The 17,647-nt window shown below is 39.0% G+C and carries 18 protein-coding genes; 11 read left to right on the forward strand and 7 right to left on the reverse strand.

Features of this window, described 5'->3' with window-relative positions; translation table 11 throughout:
* Positions 1-127 precede the first annotated feature (127 nt).
* Both ACY3XC_RS13645 and ACY3XC_RS13650 read left to right on the forward strand, forming a co-directional pair.
* Positions 128-838 (forward strand): response regulator transcription factor, encoded by a 711-nt coding sequence (locus tag ACY3XC_RS13645; RefSeq protein WP_464869046.1) that lies wholly within the window; start codon positions 128-130, stop codon positions 836-838.
* Complete coding sequence (locus ACY3XC_RS13650; RefSeq protein ID WP_464869047.1) at positions 816-2,192, forward strand: HAMP domain-containing sensor histidine kinase; 1,377 nt, start codon at positions 816-818, stop codon at positions 2,190-2,192. The genes ACY3XC_RS13645 and ACY3XC_RS13650 overlap by 23 nt, the downstream gene beginning before the upstream one ends.
* A gap of 10 nt (positions 2,193-2,202) precedes the next feature.
* Here ACY3XC_RS13650 and ACY3XC_RS13655 read toward each other — a convergent pair whose 3' ends face one another.
* From ACY3XC_RS13655 to ACY3XC_RS13670, 4 genes are read right to left on the reverse strand one after another with little or no spacing between them, the layout of a single operon-like run.
* Positions 2,203-2,976, reverse strand: coding sequence for an ABC transporter ATP-binding protein (locus tag ACY3XC_RS13655; RefSeq protein ID WP_464869048.1), 774 nt, complete (start codon positions 2,974-2,976; stop codon positions 2,203-2,205).
* Positions 2,973-3,671: an ABC transporter permease gene (locus ACY3XC_RS13660; protein ID WP_464869049.1), complete on the reverse strand. Its 699-nt coding sequence runs from the start codon at positions 3,669-3,671 to the stop codon at positions 2,973-2,975. Before ACY3XC_RS13660 ends, ACY3XC_RS13655 begins: the two co-directional genes overlap by 4 nt.
* Before the next feature lie 25 nt (positions 3,672-3,696).
* Positions 3,697-4,536 (reverse strand): ABC transporter substrate-binding protein, encoded by an 840-nt coding sequence (locus ACY3XC_RS13665; RefSeq protein WP_464869050.1) that lies wholly within the window; start codon positions 4,534-4,536, stop codon positions 3,697-3,699.
* Positions 4,530-5,468, reverse strand: a complete 939-nt coding sequence (locus ACY3XC_RS13670) for a substrate-binding domain-containing protein (protein ID WP_464869051.1) — start codon at positions 5,466-5,468, stop codon at positions 4,530-4,532. Before ACY3XC_RS13670 ends, ACY3XC_RS13665 begins: the two co-directional genes overlap by 7 nt.
* A 240-nt stretch (positions 5,469-5,708) precedes the next feature.
* On the opposite strand from ACY3XC_RS13670, the gene ACY3XC_RS13675 reads away from it, so the two are divergent.
* Complete coding sequence (locus ACY3XC_RS13675) at positions 5,709-6,371, forward strand: FMN-dependent NADH-azoreductase (protein WP_464869052.1); 663 nt, start codon at positions 5,709-5,711, stop codon at positions 6,369-6,371.
* Between the two features lie 41 nt (positions 6,372-6,412).
* Here the strand turns inward: ACY3XC_RS13675 and ACY3XC_RS13680 are convergent, their stop codons facing one another.
* Positions 6,413-7,195, reverse strand: coding sequence for an undecaprenyl-diphosphate phosphatase (locus tag ACY3XC_RS13680; RefSeq protein WP_464869053.1), 783 nt, complete (start codon positions 7,193-7,195; stop codon positions 6,413-6,415).
* A 165-nt stretch (positions 7,196-7,360) separates the two neighbouring features.
* Here ACY3XC_RS13680 and ACY3XC_RS13685 point away from each other — a divergent pair, with 165 nt between their 5' ends.
* Together ACY3XC_RS13685 and ACY3XC_RS13690 are read left to right on the forward strand one after the other, a co-directional pair.
* Positions 7,361-8,137, forward strand: coding sequence for a DUF4931 domain-containing protein (locus ACY3XC_RS13685; protein WP_464869054.1), 777 nt, complete (start codon positions 7,361-7,363; stop codon positions 8,135-8,137).
* Between the two features lie 127 nt (positions 8,138-8,264).
* Complete coding sequence (locus tag ACY3XC_RS13690; protein ID WP_464869253.1) at positions 8,265-9,434, forward strand: FtsW/RodA/SpoVE family cell cycle protein; 1,170 nt, start codon at positions 8,265-8,267, stop codon at positions 9,432-9,434.
* Positions 9,435-9,477: 43 nt separating this feature from the next.
* Here ACY3XC_RS13690 and ACY3XC_RS13695 read toward each other — a convergent pair whose 3' ends face one another.
* On the reverse strand, positions 9,478-10,446 hold the full coding sequence (locus tag ACY3XC_RS13695; RefSeq protein WP_464869055.1) for an ABC transporter substrate-binding protein: 969 nt from the start codon (positions 10,444-10,446) through the stop codon (positions 9,478-9,480).
* A gap of 254 nt (positions 10,447-10,700) precedes the next feature.
* Between ACY3XC_RS13695 and ACY3XC_RS13700 the strand changes: the two genes are divergently transcribed.
* From ACY3XC_RS13700 to ACY3XC_RS13720, 5 genes are read left to right on the forward strand one after another with little or no spacing between them, the layout of a single operon-like run.
* The gene (locus tag ACY3XC_RS13700; RefSeq protein ID WP_464869056.1) at positions 10,701-11,705 is read left to right on the forward strand and encodes a FecCD family ABC transporter permease; all 1,005 of its coding nucleotides are present in this window, start codon (positions 10,701-10,703) and stop codon (positions 11,703-11,705) included.
* Positions 11,702-12,757 (forward strand): FecCD family ABC transporter permease, encoded by a 1,056-nt coding sequence (locus ACY3XC_RS13705; RefSeq protein ID WP_464869057.1) that lies wholly within the window; start codon positions 11,702-11,704, stop codon positions 12,755-12,757. Before ACY3XC_RS13700 ends, ACY3XC_RS13705 begins: the two co-directional genes overlap by 4 nt.
* Positions 12,758-12,783: 26 nt before the next feature.
* Positions 12,784-13,605, forward strand: coding sequence for an ABC transporter ATP-binding protein (locus ACY3XC_RS13710; protein ID WP_464869058.1), 822 nt, complete (start codon positions 12,784-12,786; stop codon positions 13,603-13,605).
* Positions 13,598-14,377 carry an IucA/IucC family C-terminal-domain containing protein gene (locus ACY3XC_RS13715; protein WP_464869059.1) on the forward strand — a complete coding sequence of 260 codons (780 nt, stop codon included), beginning with the start codon at positions 13,598-13,600 and terminating at the stop codon, positions 14,375-14,377. The genes ACY3XC_RS13710 and ACY3XC_RS13715 overlap by 8 nt, the downstream gene beginning before the upstream one ends.
* The gene (locus ACY3XC_RS13720) at positions 14,337-14,588 is read left to right on the forward strand and encodes a DUF2573 family protein (RefSeq protein ID WP_179156443.1); all 252 of its coding nucleotides are present in this window, start codon (positions 14,337-14,339) and stop codon (positions 14,586-14,588) included. Before ACY3XC_RS13715 ends, ACY3XC_RS13720 begins: the two co-directional genes overlap by 41 nt.
* A 324-nt stretch (positions 14,589-14,912) precedes the next feature.
* Here ACY3XC_RS13720 and ACY3XC_RS13725 read toward each other — a convergent pair whose 3' ends face one another.
* On the reverse strand, positions 14,913-15,044 hold the full coding sequence (locus ACY3XC_RS13725; RefSeq protein ID WP_179156442.1) for a YuzL family protein: 132 nt from the start codon (positions 15,042-15,044) through the stop codon (positions 14,913-14,915).
* Positions 15,045-15,251: 207 nt separating this feature from the next.
* Here ACY3XC_RS13725 and ACY3XC_RS13730 point away from each other — a divergent pair, with 207 nt between their 5' ends.
* On the forward strand, positions 15,252-17,639 hold the full coding sequence (locus tag ACY3XC_RS13730; RefSeq protein WP_464869060.1) for a 3-hydroxyacyl-CoA dehydrogenase/enoyl-CoA hydratase family protein: 2,388 nt from the start codon (positions 15,252-15,254) through the stop codon (positions 17,637-17,639).
* Positions 17,640-17,647 lie beyond the last annotated feature (8 nt).

Here is a 17,647-nt window from a genome sequence, read left to right on the forward strand (position 1 = left end):
CTTTCATTGCTACAGGTACATCTTATCGAGAAATATTGTAGATGTTATGAAGAAGTTGTGATGAATTTGTGAAGATGAAAAAAGCCATTCCCCAACATGATATATTATAGTTAAGGGAGTGAGAACGATGAAAATATTACTAGTTGATGATGAAAAAAGAATACTAGAAGTTCTCGAAGCCTACCTCGAAAGAGAAGGCTATGAAATTCATTGTGCTGATAATGGAATAGACGCCTTGAAAAAGGCTAAAACAATAAATCCAGATTTAATTGTACTAGATTTAATGCTGCCGGATATCTCCGGAGAAGAGGTATGCCGCTTAGTAAGAAAAGAATCAGATGTCCCCATTCTGATGCTGACGGCTAAGTCTGCGGAAGATGACCGCATAAACGGAATTGTTATGGGTGCAGATGATTATCTAACAAAGCCATTTAGCCCGCGGGAAGTAGTAGTAAGGGTTCAGGCTATCCTCAGAAGAGTAAAGAAAACAGAGAAAGTAGAGCGGATTGAATTCAATAATAAAAAACTGGCAATTGACCTCAGTAAAAAAGAAGTAACGGTAAAGGGCCATGATGTTATTTTAACACCAATTGAATATAAACTGCTTACCAATATGGCACTTAATCCGGGAAGAGTATACAGCCGAATGGACTTACTCGAAAAAATCCAGGATGAAGGAATGTATTACGAGGGCTATGAGCGAAGCGTCGATACCCATATTAAAAACCTTCGAAAAAAAATCGAGTTGGATTCTAGGCAGCCTCTGTTTATCCTGACCGTATTTGGGATGGGGTATAAATTTGGAGGGGTGCTAGATGTTTCAAACACTGCGGTCTAAAATTCTCTTTTATCTTCTACTCAGCTCGATGATCGGAATACTCTTTGTCAGCTTTTTTATGCAGTGGGGATTTGAAGAGAGTTTCAAGAATTATCTAGATCGTAACCGAGATAAGAAGATTGATAGAATCATCACAGAAATTGAAAAGGGCTATCAGAAAAATGGACATTTTACTAGGGACCCGGTTTTTGGTTTCCTCCATGAGCATGCGATGACCGATCAGCTTTATTTCGATTTGTATGATAACCGTGGTCAATTGCAAATGGGGACCTCAAATATTGTTGGTTACTTGAATAGCCTAGGGTTGACCGAACCCGAGCCTAATGAAGAGGAGTGGCATTCTTCCTCCTATACTCTGAGAGTAGACAATAAAGTGATTGGTAAACTTGAAGCAATTTACCCTGTAGGCTTAATTGATGATGAGTACAATTTTTTACAAACGATTCAGTTATACATTTATGCTGCTGTTTGTTTAACAATCTTGCTATCGATTCTATTTAGTATGTTATTTTCTAAAAAACTAACCTCTGGATTAAATAAAGTTTCTTTTGCAGCAAATGAACTGCAGCAGCATAATCTATCGATCCGGATTCCGTTAACTGGTTTACCCACAGAGGTTAAACAGCTTGCGATTTCGTTTAATAATCTAGCAGAATCCTTGGCAAAGGGTGAAATGTTAAGAAAACAATTTACTGGGGATTTAGCTCATGAACTCCGGACACCGCTTGCCACGTTAAGAAGTCAAATTGAGGCCTACCAGGATGGGATATGGGAGCCGACACCTGCACGATTACAATCAAGTCATGAAGAGCTCATGCGATTAGTTAGGCTAGTGAATGAGCTTGAGAAGCTGCTTGCAGCCGAGAATCCACAAATTAGATTGGAAAAAGTAGAGGTAGAGGCAGGTAATGTTCTTTTGGCATTATGGGAAATGTTTTTACCACTGTTTAAACAAAAGGGTGTACAGCTTCATATCGAAGAGCCCGAAAAGGAACTGCTTTTCCCTGCAGACAAGGACCGTTTAATGCAAATCCTCTCCAATGTGTTGAATAATGCCCTAAAATATACGCCAGAAGGAAAGAATGTAACCATCTCAGTATTAATGGATAAGGAAGGGTATGTAGGTTTCAAGGTCGAAGATGAAGGATCAGGGATGGCAGAGGATGATATTCCGCATATCTTTGAACGCTTTTATCGCGGCGATAAATCACGAGATCGAAAAACAGGCGGAGCTGGAATTGGCCTTTCAATCGTAAAAGCGTTAATGGAAGCGCATAAAGGGATCATTAAAGTTAAAAGCAGAAAAAATAAGGGTACAAGTATCATTCTTTGGTTTCCGGAGGAAGACGATTAAAATAGAGCCGCTATCTCATTAGGGATAGCGGCTTTTGGTTGTTAGAGTGTAAGGGATAGAATTTCTTCCATTCATTTAGGAAAGGAGAAGTCGCTGAATTGGGGTGTTCAAGGACTCTTTGGGTAGGTCCATACTGCTTGATTTCTCCACTTACGATAATCGCCAGAGTATTCGTTAGATAATTGATTTCCATCAGGTCATGACTCACGAAGGCCGTTGTCGTTCCGGAACCTTCAATAATTCCTTTAAAGTCATCCATTAATTTAATTTTTGTTGGAAAATCTAATGCTGAAAAAGGTTCATCAAGAAAAAGTATTTCTGGCTCGACAATCATCGCTCTAGCGAGGTTTACACGCTGCGCCTCACCGCCTGAAAGGAAATGAGCATTTTTTTTTGCCAAATGAGTGATTTGAAACTGCTCCATCCACAAAGTTACCTTTTCTTTAATAACTGCTTTTGGAACCTTTCTAAGCTTTAGTCCAATTGCAATATTTTGAAAAACAGAGCCCTCTAACAGTAACGATTGCTGTAAGGCGACGGAGAATTTCCTCCGCAGTTCAAGTGAGGGAGTTCCATTAGGAACGGCTTGCCCGCGGTATAAAATCTCACCACTACTAATACTGTCAAGCATGGCCATTACTTTAAGCAAGGTACTTTTACCAGCACCATTAGGTCCCATGATTCCGAGAAATTCACCTTCTTGAATCTGAAAATGAGGGATGTCTAGAATACTTTTTGAATTTGCCTGATAGCGAATGTTTTTAAGCTCAATTAATGGATTCATGATACTCGCTTCCTTTGCTGTAACAGTGTTAAGGCTGCAGTGATCAATAACGCTACAGTTAATAAAATGAAGGAAATCGCCAGAGCAACATCAAAGTTACCTTTTGATACTTCCATGACAATAGAAGTAGTAAGAATTCGTGTATCTCCTTGAATATTTCCGCCTACCATCATTGCAGCACCAACCTCAGCGATGACACGGCCGAAGCCTGCCATGATTGCAGCAACAATGGCAATCTTAGTTTGTTTTAGAAGGATCGCGATCGTTTGTATTTTTGTTGCACCGAGTGCTTTGATTTGTAAAAGCATTTTATCGTTAATTTGTTGAAAAGCAGAGCTTGTTAAGCCTGTAACGATTGGCAGGGATACGAGCACTTGTGCCATGACAATTGCTGTTGGAGAATAAAGCAATTGTAAATGTCCCAGCGGACCTGAGCGCCATAAAAGCATGGTGATCCATAACCCGGCAACAACCGGGGGTAAGCCCATGCCGATATTAATGAACACTAGGATTACTTTTCTGCCTTTAAACCTGGTAAGTCCAAGCAGCATTCCCAGCGGGAGGCCAATCAGGGAACTAATCAGGATGGCCATAAAGCAAACCCTAAGAGTCAGCCACGTTATTTCGAGAATCTCTCTATCGCCCGTGAGAATCATCTCGATTGCTTTCCGTAATCCATCCAAAATTAGTTCCATCCTGATTTACATCCTTCCGCTTTACTTATTCAGTGTATTTAAAGAATAAAGATTGACCGTAATCTTCCTTACCGCAGCTTTCAATTTCATCTTGAGTTTCACTATCAATCATAAATTCTACAAATTTTTCTGCGTCGGAGCTGTTAACCATGTCGTGCTTTTCTGGATTAACCTGCATGACATGGTAAATATTCATTAAATCATTGCCGCCTTCAACAACGATTTGTAAGTTTGTTAAGTTTTTCTCTTGAGCTAACCATGTCGCACGGTCCGTTAATATATAACCATTCTTCTCGTTAGCAATTTGTAAAGAAGCTCCCATACCTTGCCCAGTCGAGATATAAGTGTCGCCAGCAGGCTGGATATTTACTGCTGTCCATATTCCAAGTTCTTTTTTATGTGTTCCAGAGTCATCGCCGCGAGTTACAAAATTAGCTTTTACCTCTGAGATTGTTTTGAATGCTGCGTTAATGTCCTCACCGCTTACATCTGCCGGATTATCTTTAGGTCCTACTAAAATGAAGTCATTGTACATAACACGTTTGCGATTAATCACATCACCACTAGTTACAAGCTCTTCCTCTGATTTAGGAGCATGTACTAATAGGACATCTGCTTCACCCTTAGTACCCATTTCTAATGCTTGTCCTGTACCGACTGCAATCGTTTTAACTTTTACGTTGTTTTCTTCTTCAAAAATTGGCAGTAATTCATCTAATAGACCACTATCTTGAGTACTAGTGGTTGTTGCAAGGATTAATTCCGCAGGTTCAGCGTTAGCTTGATCACTTTCGGAGTTGCCACAAGCAGAAAGGATAAGCAGCATGAATAAAAATAGTGTAGCAAACAAACGATTTTTTAACATGATGTTTCCTCCATTTTACTAGTTTGATAGATGACATTTCCTAAATCTTCGATATCATAGCCTTCTAAATCAGTTAAACTGCTTTTGAATTCAGGTGACTGTAGGTAGTTAATTAAGTTAGTAAGATTTTGTTTGTTTTCATTTGTAAACCGGAACACAAGGTCAAATTGTTCCTTTGCAATCGGAATGAAATCAAGTCCTAGATGGCTTGCTGCTGATTGAATTCCGAAAGCTACATCCGCCATCCCCCGGCTAATATAAGAAGCGGTAGAAAGGTGGTTCCATTCTTCGTTTGTGTAACCATTTATTTCTGTTGGGGCAATTCTATTACTTGAGAGCATGGAGTCTAAGAGAAATCTTGTCCCAGCACCTTTCTGGCGATTAACAAACTGCACATCTTTTCGGGTGAGGTCATGAAAGTCTGCAATGTTTTTTGGATTTCCCTTTGCTACGATAAAGCCTTGCTCCCTTGAGACAAATCGGATGACAGAGATAGCTTCATAAACAAAGAGTTGATTAATAAATGGTAAATTATATTCCTGTGATGCCGGGTCTAATAGATGGATGGCAGCAATATCGGATTGACCACGATATAGCATCATTAACCCTTCAAGGCTGCCTATGTAGGTTGGTTGAATTTGCAGATTCAGATCTTTAGATGTTTGTTTAACAAAATGCTCTACTAGGAAGTCATGGCTTCCTGATAGCCTTATTGGGAAAGCGGAATGTGTATCTGGCTGATCTGCCTGTGTTTTTTTAGCAGGTGCTTTTGTGCATTCCTTGTATCTCTCGATTTCAGAATGCTCGATTCTCATTTTGTTTCCGACTTTAAATGCTTGTAATTCACCTCGCTTAATCAGCTCATATACAGTATGTTTTGAGATTTGGAACAGTTGAGCTACTTCATCTGGTGTGTAGGCTTTTCCATCCATCGGATATGACTCCTCTCTATTTACGATATAAATATAATATAAATATACAATGTTACGTGTGATTTTTGTTGAGTTTCGTTAAGTTTTGTTTACTTTCATTTGGATTTGTCACGTTTTGTTCACTGATAATCGATAAATTTCACAATATCTCCATAAACTTCACTGATTGTTCATCGGTGAACAAGGAAGTTTGTTGTACTATATGGATAGATGAATATTTATAAAAAGGGATGGGATCAGATGTCTAAACTTCTATACATTACCGTTAACCCGAAAAATGATATAAAGCTATCGAAAGGGATGCAGCTTGGCGAGGCTTTTCTTGAAGAGTTTAGAAAACAAAAGCCTGAAGTAGAAATTGAACATATGCATTTATATGATATGGATATCCCACAAATTGATATGGATTTGTTATATGCCCGCGCAAAATTATCCTTCATGGGCAAAACCTTTGACGAACTTACAGAGGCTGAACAAAAACAAATTACTGCCATGCATGCATTAGCAGACCGCTTTATTGCAGCTGATTATTATGTATTTGTTACACCAATTTGGAACTTTGGATCACCGGCTATTTTAAAAGCCTTCCTTGATAATTTATTTATCGTGAACAAGACCTTTGTTAATACGCATGAGGGTGCAAAAGGATTGCTTACCAATCGAAAAGCCATCCATATTCAAACACGCGGCGGAATTTACTCAACGGGCCCAATGGTTGACTTTGAATTCGGCGATCGGTACTTAACGAAAGTACTTGGATTCTTAGGAATGGAAGTAATGCCAACAGTATTCGCTGAAGGAATGGACCACTTCCCGAAACAAGTACCTGAAATTATGGCAAAGGCCAAAGAACAAGCCATCGAAGCGGCAAAAGAAATGACGAAAGAAACAGTTACAGTTTAATACAACAAAAATGCGACTCGAGAAATCGAGCCGCATTTTTTTTAGAATTTCCCTGTAAACTGGAAAAATAACACCGCAAATCCTAGAGCCCAGACATAAATAGCAAACGGTTTTAATGAATGTTTCTTTAGATATCCAATCATCCACTTTACGGCAAAATAACCGAAAAGGGCAGAGGATAGGATACCAACAATCAACGCAGATAGTGAGATTTCTTCTCCGGCACCGTCAAATAAATCCAATGATTGAAGAACAACTGCTCCAGCAATGGCAGGTGTAGATAACAGAAAGGAGAAATAGGCAGCTGTTTCACGGTCTAACTTTCTCCATAAGGCAGCCACAATCGTAAACCCGGAGCGTGAGATCGCAGGGAATATTGCAGCCGCTTGAAAGGATCCAATGATCAGAGCATCGGTATAACTAATATCATCCATCTTTTTATAGCCATTTTTTGCTGAATCGGCAATCCAAAGAAACAAACCGGTAACTAAAAACTCCCATCCAATGGTAACTCCAGTCTTCGAAATCTCCTCAAAGTAATCCTTAAAAAGTAAGCCAATCACAACAGCTGGAATGGTTCCAACGATTAACAGGAAGGTAAGCTTACTAAAGGGATTTTTAATAATCTTCACAAACTCATCCTTATAGAAGACAAAAACAGCCAGCAAGGTACCAACATGCAGCATCGTATCAAGTAATAGACCGGCTTCCTGTAACCCGAATAAATTCCGGCCTAAATATAAATGTCCCGTACTGCTAATTGGTAAAAATTCAGTTAACCCTTGGATAATCCCTAATATGAATGCTTCTAATTTACTTAACATAGCCATCCTCTCTTTCTGCAGCATAAGCCTGTACATTGTAAAGATATGCATGAATACCAACAAATAGCCAATAAAATTTTTATATATTACCAAGTCAAAAATAGTGCAAAAGGAGCGGAATCTCCCATAAAATAGAGATAAGTACTTTGGAGAGGAGCTGGAAACTTGAAAAATTGCCATCTACATTTTGATACTTCTATCGGAGTTAAGAAACCAGAAAGTATAAGAAATAAACAGCAGGCATGCCCTTTTTGTGCGCGCGAGGAGTTAACAGATCTGATTGAAGTAGATGGACCTATCATTCTTTTGAAAAATAAATATCCTGTTTTAGAGAATGCCTACCAAACGGTATTAATTGAAACAGATGATTGTCATGGCGAATTATCTTCCTATGAACTTCCATATCTACATAAATTGCTCCAATTTGCCTTGAGAAATTGGCTTGAATTAGATAGAACGGGAAAATATGAATCCGTAATTTTATTTAAAAACTATGGACCATTGTCAGGGGGGACCATAGCACATCCTCATATGCAAATAATTGGGTTACATGATATTAACTATAAGGAAAATATAACGGAGGAAGTGTTTGAGGGTATTGTTATAGAGGAAATAAGCGGGGTCAGGTTGACTTTATCGACAAAGCCAAAGGTAGGCTTTTATGAGTTTAATATCGATATGGATGATTCCAGCTACAATGAAACCTTTGGGGTCCATCTTCAAAAGACGGTCCATTATATTCTAAATAACTTCCCATTTAAAGCGAGTAGTTATAATCTTTTCTTTCACCATTATAATAGAAGAATTTATGTTAAAATTGTCCCCAGGTTTGTCACCACTCCGCTTTATATCGGCTACGGAATTCCACAGGTACCTAATAATTTACATTGGATGGCAGATGATATTAAAAGTAAATATTTCTTTGACCGTGGAAGTGTCTAAGCTTAGGCACTTCCACTTTTTTATCATATGTAAATTAAACCAATCCTAGGTTATAAGTTGTACTTTGTACTTATAAAAAATATAATGAGATAATGTACAAGTTCCTTGACGTAAAGGGGTGTGAATGATGACAACATCTAAAAATACAACTTCAAAACTTGATTATAGTCTTGTTTTTATCTTAATTTTATTATTTCTGGCTAGCTGTGCATCGATTTATAGTGCGCAGGCAAGCGGTCAATATGACAGTAACTTCCTTGTAAAGCAAATTATCTTTTATGGAATTGGGTGTGGAATTATTGCCGCCGTTATTAGGCTCGACTCCGACCAGTTAAAAAAATTAACTTGGTATGCTTACGGAGTAGGAATTTTTCTACTTGTTCTTTTAATAATAGCTCCAGAAAGCATTGCCCCGGTGATCAATGGTGCAAAAAACTGGTTTAAGGTACCTGGGATTGGTTCACTCCAGCCTTCTGAGTTTGTCAAAATCTTTATTATTTTAGCGTTAGCAAAAGTAATTGAGGATCATCACCATAAGAACCCAGTTAAAACGATTGCTACTGATTTTTGGCTGCTAATAAAGCTTGGTATCGTCACAATGGTTCCCTTAATACTTATTATTAAGCAAGACTTAGGGACTTCGCTCGTATTTTTAGCGATCCTTTTAGGAATGATTTTTATTTCCGGCATAACATGGAAATTATTAGTACCAATATTTTCAATTGGAACGGCACTTATTTCGGTCATTTTTTATTTTGTATTGATAAAGCCTGAGATTCTTGAAAAATATTTAGGTGTGAAGCAGTATCAATTTAGCCGTATCTATTCCTGGCTGGATCCCTATAACTTTCAAAGCTCAGCAGGTTACCAGCTGACACGATCACTCTTAGCGATTGGCTCCGGACAAACGGGTGGTAAGGGATACGGGAATAGAGAAGTTTATTTGCCTGAAAGCCATACCGATTTTATCTTTAGTGTCGTTGGCGAGGAGTATGGCTTTATTGGTGCAAGTGTGCTCGTAAGTTTATTTTTCTTGTTGATTTATCATATTACCAAGGTTGGAATGGAAACAAAGAATAATTTTTACACGTACATTTGTGTTGGAGTCATCAGTATGATTACCTTCCACGTTTTCCAAAACATTGGGATGACAATTGGTGTTTTACCAATAACCGGTATTCCATTACCTTTCATTAGCTATGGAGGCAGCTCGTTAATGGGGAATATGCTGGGGCTGGGATTAATTTTCTCAATCCGCTATCACTATAAAAAATATATGTTTTCAACATCTGCATAAAAAATAGCGCGAGGACTGAGGTCCTCGCGCTATTTTTATGAGATTATTTCTTTAAGAAGATTTTCTCGATATCATCAAGCATTAGGTTTGCTGCGAGTACGCCGCCAGCTGTATTCCAAATGGTGTCACTCACCTTGTGTACTTCACCTTTTTTGGCTACTTCAAGGTTTTTGAATAGTGGGTCAGCAATCCATTCTTTTTCTAGCTCAGAGCCTTTCCCATCACCGGTTTCGTAAGTGAAATAGAAGAGGATATCACCTTCCATAGCTGGAATTCGTTCTTTGGTTACATTTCTTTCAGCAAAATCATCAACATTTTGGCTTTCAGGACGAGCAAATCCAAGGTCGCCTAAAATTACACCAGAGAAGGTATCCTTGTGATAAATACGAACCTCACCCGCCATAAAGCGAACCATTGAAACCTTCATGTTTAATTTATCACCAAGCTGTTCTTTTAAATCAGCAATTCGGGTATTGTACGTATCTAATACTTCTTTACCTTTTTCTTCCTTATTTAAAGCTTTCGCGTAAAGTTCAAAGTTTACTTTCCAGTCACCGCGAAGTGTCTCAGCAAAAACAGTTGGTGCGATGGCATTTAATTGATCATAGATTTTTTCTTGGCGCATTTTATTACCGATAATCAAATCAGGTTTTAAAGCAGCAATGGCTTCTACATTAACTTCACTTTCTACACCAACCACTTGAGTGTCTTTTAATTGATCCGCAATATGGTCATACCAAGGGTCACCTGTAAATGATTTTACTGCACCAACAGGAGTAACTCCCAGTGCTAAAAGGGCTTCTGTGCCTTCATTCGTTAGAATAACTACTCTTTCAGGGGTGCCTTTAATCGTTGTTGATCCCATTACATGTTCAATGGTATAACTCGTTTCTTCTGTTGTCTTTGGTGTTTCTTCTTTTTCCGTTGTTTTCTCTTCCGTTCCACCGCATGCCGCCAATAAGAAAATGGCGATAATGGATAGGAAAGGTAAGAGCGTCTTTACGTTTTTCATTAAGTATGTATCCTCCCTGTTTTTAAATGTTAATGATAATCATTTTCAATTACAAACTAATAATAAATTGGATATAGGAGGTTGTCAACGATTTCATTTAAAATGATTTTCAAAATCTTTGACAAACTTTTAGACGTATGTGCAAATAAATGAAAATGGTTATCATCCTCATTGACAATCATTATCAACAGATTATAAACTTAGGGTAGTAAAAAGCATTTATACTATAAATTTGTTAAGAAAGGTTTCCAACAATGCTTTTAAAAAATAGTGCACTACGATGGATAGGTTTAGTAATCTCCGTCCTCTTATTGTTGTTTTTCATGTGTGCCAGCGTCATTTTTGGCTATACGGAAACAACATTACTTACCGCCATCGATGCCTTTACCCATTATAATGGCTCAAATGAACATATTATTATTCAAACCGTGAGACTTCCACGAGCATTCATTGCTGCTGCAGTTGGTGCAAGCTTGGCGATTTCGGGGGTATTAATGCAAACGTTAACCAAAAATCCGCTCGCTTCGCCAGGAATATTTGGAATTAATGCAGGTGCAGGCTTTGTAGTTGTGGTATCCATCACTCTATTTTCTGTTTCAAGTCTGCAGGCATTTAGTGGACTCGCTTTTCTAGGAGCTGCCATTGCTGCCATAAGTGTCTATGCCATTGGGTCCGTAGGACGTGAAGGGTTAACACCGATGAAACTGACCTTAGCAGGTGCCGCCATTGCGGCTATGTTTTCATCATTTACGCAAGGGTTGCTTGTAATCGATGAGGCAGCACTTGAGCAAGTTTTGTTTTGGTTAGCAGGATCTGTTGCTGGGCGCAAGTTAGAGACACTTGTATCTGTTTTACCTTATTTAGGAATTGGCTGGATTGCATCCATACTGATTGCCGGGAAAATGAATATTCTCTCAATGGGGGAGGACGTAGCAAAAGGACTTGGTTTAAAAACAGGTCTTTTGAAAATTTTGGTAGGTGTGATTGTCATTCTGCTCGCAGGCGGAGCTGTATCCGTTGCTGGTCCAATTGGGTTTGTGGGGATCGTTATTCCTCATATAACCAGGTCTATCATCGGAATAGACCATCGCTGGGTGATTCCTTTGTCAGGAATCTTAGGAGCTATTTTATTAGTAGCTGCTGATATTTCAGCAAGATATGTACTTATGCCCTCTGAAGTACCAGTTGGGGTTATGACAGCGATCATCGGAACTCCATTCTTTATTTACATAGCAAGGAAGGGGTTCAACGCGCGATGAGTAAATACAAAAATATTCGCTGCTTTAACGGGAAAATATCCTTTCTACTCGATCGTAAAGCTGCCCTTACCTTTTTTGCACTAATTTTAGTTGCATTCATTGTGTTTGTTGTCAGTACCGCAATCGGGGAAATGAAAATTAATCCACTTACTGTTTTAAAAGTATTTGCAGGCAGCGGGCCTGAAATGGAAACACTAATCATAACATCCTTTCGTCTGCCTCGAATTATTATCGCATTGATTGTTGGTATCTCCTTAGCGGTTGCAGGTGGAATCTTACAGGGGATGATTAGAAACCCTCTAGCTTCACCTGACGTGCTTGGTATTACCGGAGGGGCAAGTGTAGCGGTAGTAGCATTTCTTGCACTTTTTAGTGATGAAAGTAATGCGTTAACGGTAAGTATTAATTGGCTGCCATTAGCAGCATTTTTAGGTGCTGGAGTTGTTGCTTTTTTAGTTTACTTCTTGGCTTGGAAAAATGGGGTATCACCTATCAGGCTTGTCCTAATTGGGATTGGAATTTCTACTCTGATGCAAGCGTTAACAACCTTAATGATGATCATGGGCCCTATTTATCAGGCAAGTCAGGCAAACATTTGGATAACGGGTACGGTTTATGGATCCAATTGGAATAATGTAGTCACCTTGCTTCCATGGGCAGTGGTGTTTCTAATTATTGCCTTTGCTGCCGCTAGAACGATTAATATCCAAGAACTTGGGGACGAAGTTGCGACAGGTTTAGGCGGTAAGATTCAAAGACAAAGATTCTTCTTATTGATGATTAGCACAGCTTTAATCGGCGGATCCGTTGCCTTTGCAGGAGGTATTGGGTTTGTAGGATTAATGGCGCCGCATATGGCAAGAAGATTGGTTGGATCTTCGTTTGGAGCATTACTTCCGGCTTCTGCTTTAATTGGTGGAATTCTCGTCATGCTTGCAGATCTAATAGGCAGAACGATGTTTTCACCATTGGAAATTCCTGCAGGCGTTTTTACGGCAGGAATTGGTGCACCTTATTTTATATACTTGCTTTTTAAAACTAGAAATGCTTAAGAAAAAAAGCTAAAGGGGTTGGGAAAATGAAGAGTGCGATTGAAACGAAAAATCTGTCACTTTCATACGGGGAGACACTCATCATTGATGAGTTAAATTTAAAAATTCCTCAAGGTGAAATTACCGTGTTTATTGGAGCAAATGGCTGTGGAAAGTCTACTCTTCTCCGTTCGATTGCCCGCCTCCTTAAGCCAAAGTCGGGTGCCGTTATTCTTGAGGGGGAAGCAATTGCTAAGCTTTCCACAAAAGAGGTTGCCAAGAAAATGGCAATTTTGCCACAGTCACCGACAGCACCGGAAGGGTTAACTGTTCTTCAGCTTGTAAAACAAGGACGCTATCCACATCAATCATGGTTAAAACAATGGTCAGAAGAAGATGAGAGAAAGGTCAAAGAGGCCTTAAAGGCTACCAGACTAGAGGGTTTGAAAGAGAGGCCCGTTGATTCTCTTTCAGGGGGCCAAAGGCAGCGAGCCTGGATTGCGATGACCTTGGCACAGGATACAGATGTTATTCTTTTAGATGAACCAACCACCTATTTGGATATGGCACACCAAATTGAAATTCTGGACCTTCTTTTTGAACTGAATGAAAAGAGAAAAAGAACAGTTGTAATGGTCCTGCATGACCTTAATTTGGCATGCCGCTACGCACACAATATCGTTGCCCTAAAGAGTCAAAAGGTGTATGCCCAAGGAAAGCCTGAGTACGTAGTCAACCGCAGCCTTGTCAAAAATGTATTTGGTATGGATTGTGAAGTGACAATGGATCCTTTATTCGGAACACCGCTTTGTATTCCTTATGGAAAAGGAAGAAGTATCCTTCAAAAGGCGGCCGTGTCTAATGGGTAAAATACTGATAGAAAATGATCTGAGTGCATTACAGAAATATAGGCTCAGACCTAAGACAGGTAAATCATTTAACGTTGGAAGTTTAATGGAAAAGGCTTTTGCAACTGACTTCATGAAAAATTTAGCATTATCAATGGGTGCTTCTTCAGAAAGAACAGCTGCTTCCATTTTTATTAAGCGATATGCATTTATAGCCGTTATTTCCCTTTTTGCAATGACGACCGCTAATAAGAAACTGAATTTATCTTTGGGCAATATTGAAATGGAAGAAGCGGAACCTGGTAAAGACTGGCTGCCAATGATTTCATTAAAGGATACAGCCATCGAGGAATGGAATGGTGAAGACCGGGATGAATGGCGGAAAAGTGTTTATCGCGACCTTTTTGCAAACAATATCTACCCAATCATCGAGCATTTTGAAAAAACGTTTAAGGTTTCGAAACTGATTTTGTGGGAAAATATCGCTGTCTATCTATTCTGGCTCTATGAGACCGAGTTAAAGGAAAGCGAAAATCCAATTGTACAAAGTGATTTCCGTTTCTTAATCATGGAAGCAGAAGGTAACTTGTTTGGCAGCTACCACCTAAATCCAATCCAGAAGTATTATTCCGAAAAGAACAATCAAGATGAGATAAGGATAAGAAAAACATGTTGTTTTACCTATCAACTTGGATCGAAACGCTGTAAAACATGTCCTTGTACGCATATAGCTAAGGATGGAGTGTGTTATGATGGAGAAAATATTTGCGGAGCAATTCAAAGCGTTACTTGAAAAATATAGTGAACTGCTTGTTGGCGAGTCTAATGAGGAGACAATGGAAAAGGTAAAGGCATGGGCACTGTATACACATATTGCTAAATCAATGCCGGCCTTAGCGAAGCACTGGAATGAACTATACCCAGATGCGAAGGAAGAAATGAAAACAATCATTAATGAAATTAAGGAATTAAACGAGCAGCATCGTAATGCAGCAAAAAAATAGAACCAAAGACAGAAAAGCCTCTGGTTCTATTTTTTTGGCTGTGTTAAAGCTGAATGTTGATTTTACTGTGTTTGGAAAATAAGCGGAGAATTTCGGTTTAAATTGGGAAATACCCATATTTCCTTAATAATAAGCGGAGTTTTTCCGCTTATTGTATCCAAAATCATTGGATTTTGTCTTATTTAAAGCAGTTAACCGGAATATTTCCGCTTATATCTGCTTCTTAAGGTTCCTTTATATACATTAGCCGGAAATTCTCCGCTTAGGAAATTATCAACCCTACCCGAAAATCAACAATGAATAATAACATAGCCATTTTTAAAATTACCTTTTATATTGATTATTTTGGCTGTTAACTTTGTTTTTATCGGCTTGTTCTCCGCCAGGACCAGCGTTTCCTTGAACGCTAGCGGCGCTTACGCCTTTTTTAGATGGGTCTTTCTTCATTTTTCCCATACTTCATCACCTCAGGTTTAGGGTGCCCAATTCCACTATTTTATGAAATAACATTTTTACAAAAAAAAATTAATTTTTTCCGCGTTTATTTATTGCGCAAATTTTTGAAATATTCTATAGTAATAAGTAGCAGAACTCATACATTTGTGAATTTTTTTTGACAAAAAAATGAATGAGTGTTCATTCAAAACCTGTGAGGGGGAGACAATGTTGAACCAACTTATTAAAAAAGCGGCTGTTCTAGGATCAGGAGTAATGGGATCAGGGATTGCAGCTCACCTAGCAAACATCGGTATACCAACATTATTATTGGATATTGTACCTCGAGAGTTAAACGACGATGAAAAGGCAAAAGGGCTTACGCTCGAACATAAACAAGTCCGTAATCGAATCAGCAGCCAATCGATTCAAAAATTATTGAAACAAAAACCTGCGCCGCTAGCTGTAAAAAAGAATCTGGCACTTATTGAAGCAGGTAACCTTGAAGATGACCTAGTTAAATTAAAAGATGTGGATTGGGTAATCGAGGTTGTCGTTGAAAATCTAAATGTAAAGAAACAGGTCTTTGAAAAGGTTGACCAATATCGGAAACTAGGCAGCATTATCAGCTCAAACACATCTGGAATCTCGGTTGAAGCGATGGCAGAAGGAAGATCAGAGGATTTCCAAAAGCATTTCCTTGGTACCCACTTCTTTAACCCGCCAAGATACTTAAAATTACTTGAAGTGATTCCTACTCAATATACTAGCCCGGAAGTCATTTCATTCATGAAAAAATTTGGTGAAGACGTATTAGGAAAAGGTGTTGTGCTTGCAAAAGACACTCCAAACTTTATTGCAAACCGAATTGGAACCTATGGCCTCCTTATCACTGTACAAGAAATGCTAAAGGGCGGTTATAGTGTTGGGGAAGTTGATTCTGTAACAGGACCATTAGTCGGTCGTCCTTCTAGTGCAACCTTTCGTACGCTCGATGTCGTCGGCTTAGATACGTTCGCGCATGTTGCCGGTAATGTTTATGAAAAAGTATCAGGAAAAGAAAAGGAAGTATTTGAAGTTCCTGCATTCATGAAAACCATGCTTGAAAAAGGCTGGCTGGGAAGCAAGTCCGGTCAAGGTTTCTTCCTGAAAAAAGGTAAAGAGATTCTTGAACTAGACCCTGCTACATTAGAATATATTCCACGTCAAAAGCTGAAAACAATAGCAACAGAATTAAGTAAGCAGGAAAAAGGAACTGCAAATAAATTGAAAGCGCTTGTATACGCTGAGGACCGTGCTGGGGAGCTATTATGGAACATCTTTAGTCCGGTTCTTGTATACTCAGCACAGCTCTTAGGCGAGATTGCGGAGACAATTGTTGATATTGATCGTGCCATGAAATGGGGCTTCGGCTGGGAAATGGGTCCGTTTGAAACATGGGATGCCATTGGTTTAGAGAAGTCTTTAGAGAAGTTGAAGAAGGATGGTCAAGAAATCCCTGCGTGGATAACAGATATGCTTGATAAAGGACATACATCGTTCTACTTAGAAGAGAATGGCGAACGATTCTTTTACAACAATGGTGAATACCGACTAGTTGAAAGTAATCCAAAAGCAATTGATTTGAAGAAATTAAAAAAGCAAAAAGGCGTTATTAAAAAGAATGGCGGAGCAAGCTTAATTGACTTAGGTGATGGAGTAGCGCTCTTAGAATTCCACTCCCAAAGTAATGCGATTGGTCTTGATATTATCCAAATGATTAACTTTGCAGTTGATGAAGTTGAGAAAAATTACAAAGGACTTGTCATTGGAAACCAAGGTAAGAACTTCTGCGTTGGTGCGAACCTTGCGATGATGTTAATGGAAGCACAGGATGACAATATCTATGAGCTTGATATGGTGATCCGCCAATTCCAAAATGCGATGATGAAGATTAAGTATAGTGCAAAACCAGTTGTCGCAGCACCTTTTGCGATGACCCTTGGAGGGGGAGCAGAAGTTTGTTTACCTGCAGCGCATATTCAAGCATCTGCTGAAACGTATATGGGGCTGGTTGAAGTCGGTGTAGGCTTAATTCCTGGCGGCGGCGGTAATAAAGAGCTTTATATTAAGCATTTAGAAGGTATGCCAAATGGTGTTCCGTTTGACCTTCAAGCTGTTGCCAATAAAGTGTTTGAAACCATCGCTATGGCAAAAGTATCAACCTCTGGTGCGGAAGCGCGTGAAAATAATTTCTTAGGATTATCTGATGGCATTAGTGTCAATGGAGATCATCAATTGTACGATGCCAAGCAGGCTGTTCTCGCCTTACATGAGCAGGGTTATGTACAAAAGGCACGGAAAAAGGTACCGGTAGTGGGTGAAACAGGCTACGCTACACTGTTACTTGGAGCACAAGCAATGTTCTTATCTGGATATATTTCAGAGCATGATTTGAAGATTGCCAAAAAAGTTGCCTATGTGCTTGCTGGCGGAAAAGTTCCATTTGGAACAGAAGTAGATGAGCAATATTTATTGGATTTAGAAAAAGAAGCGTTCTTAAGCTTAATAAGAGAACAAAAAACACAACAGCGTATGCAGCACATGTTAGTTAAAGGAAAACCACTTCGTAATTAAATAAAAAA

Source organism: Bacillus sp. CZDM1 (assembly GCF_055502545.1).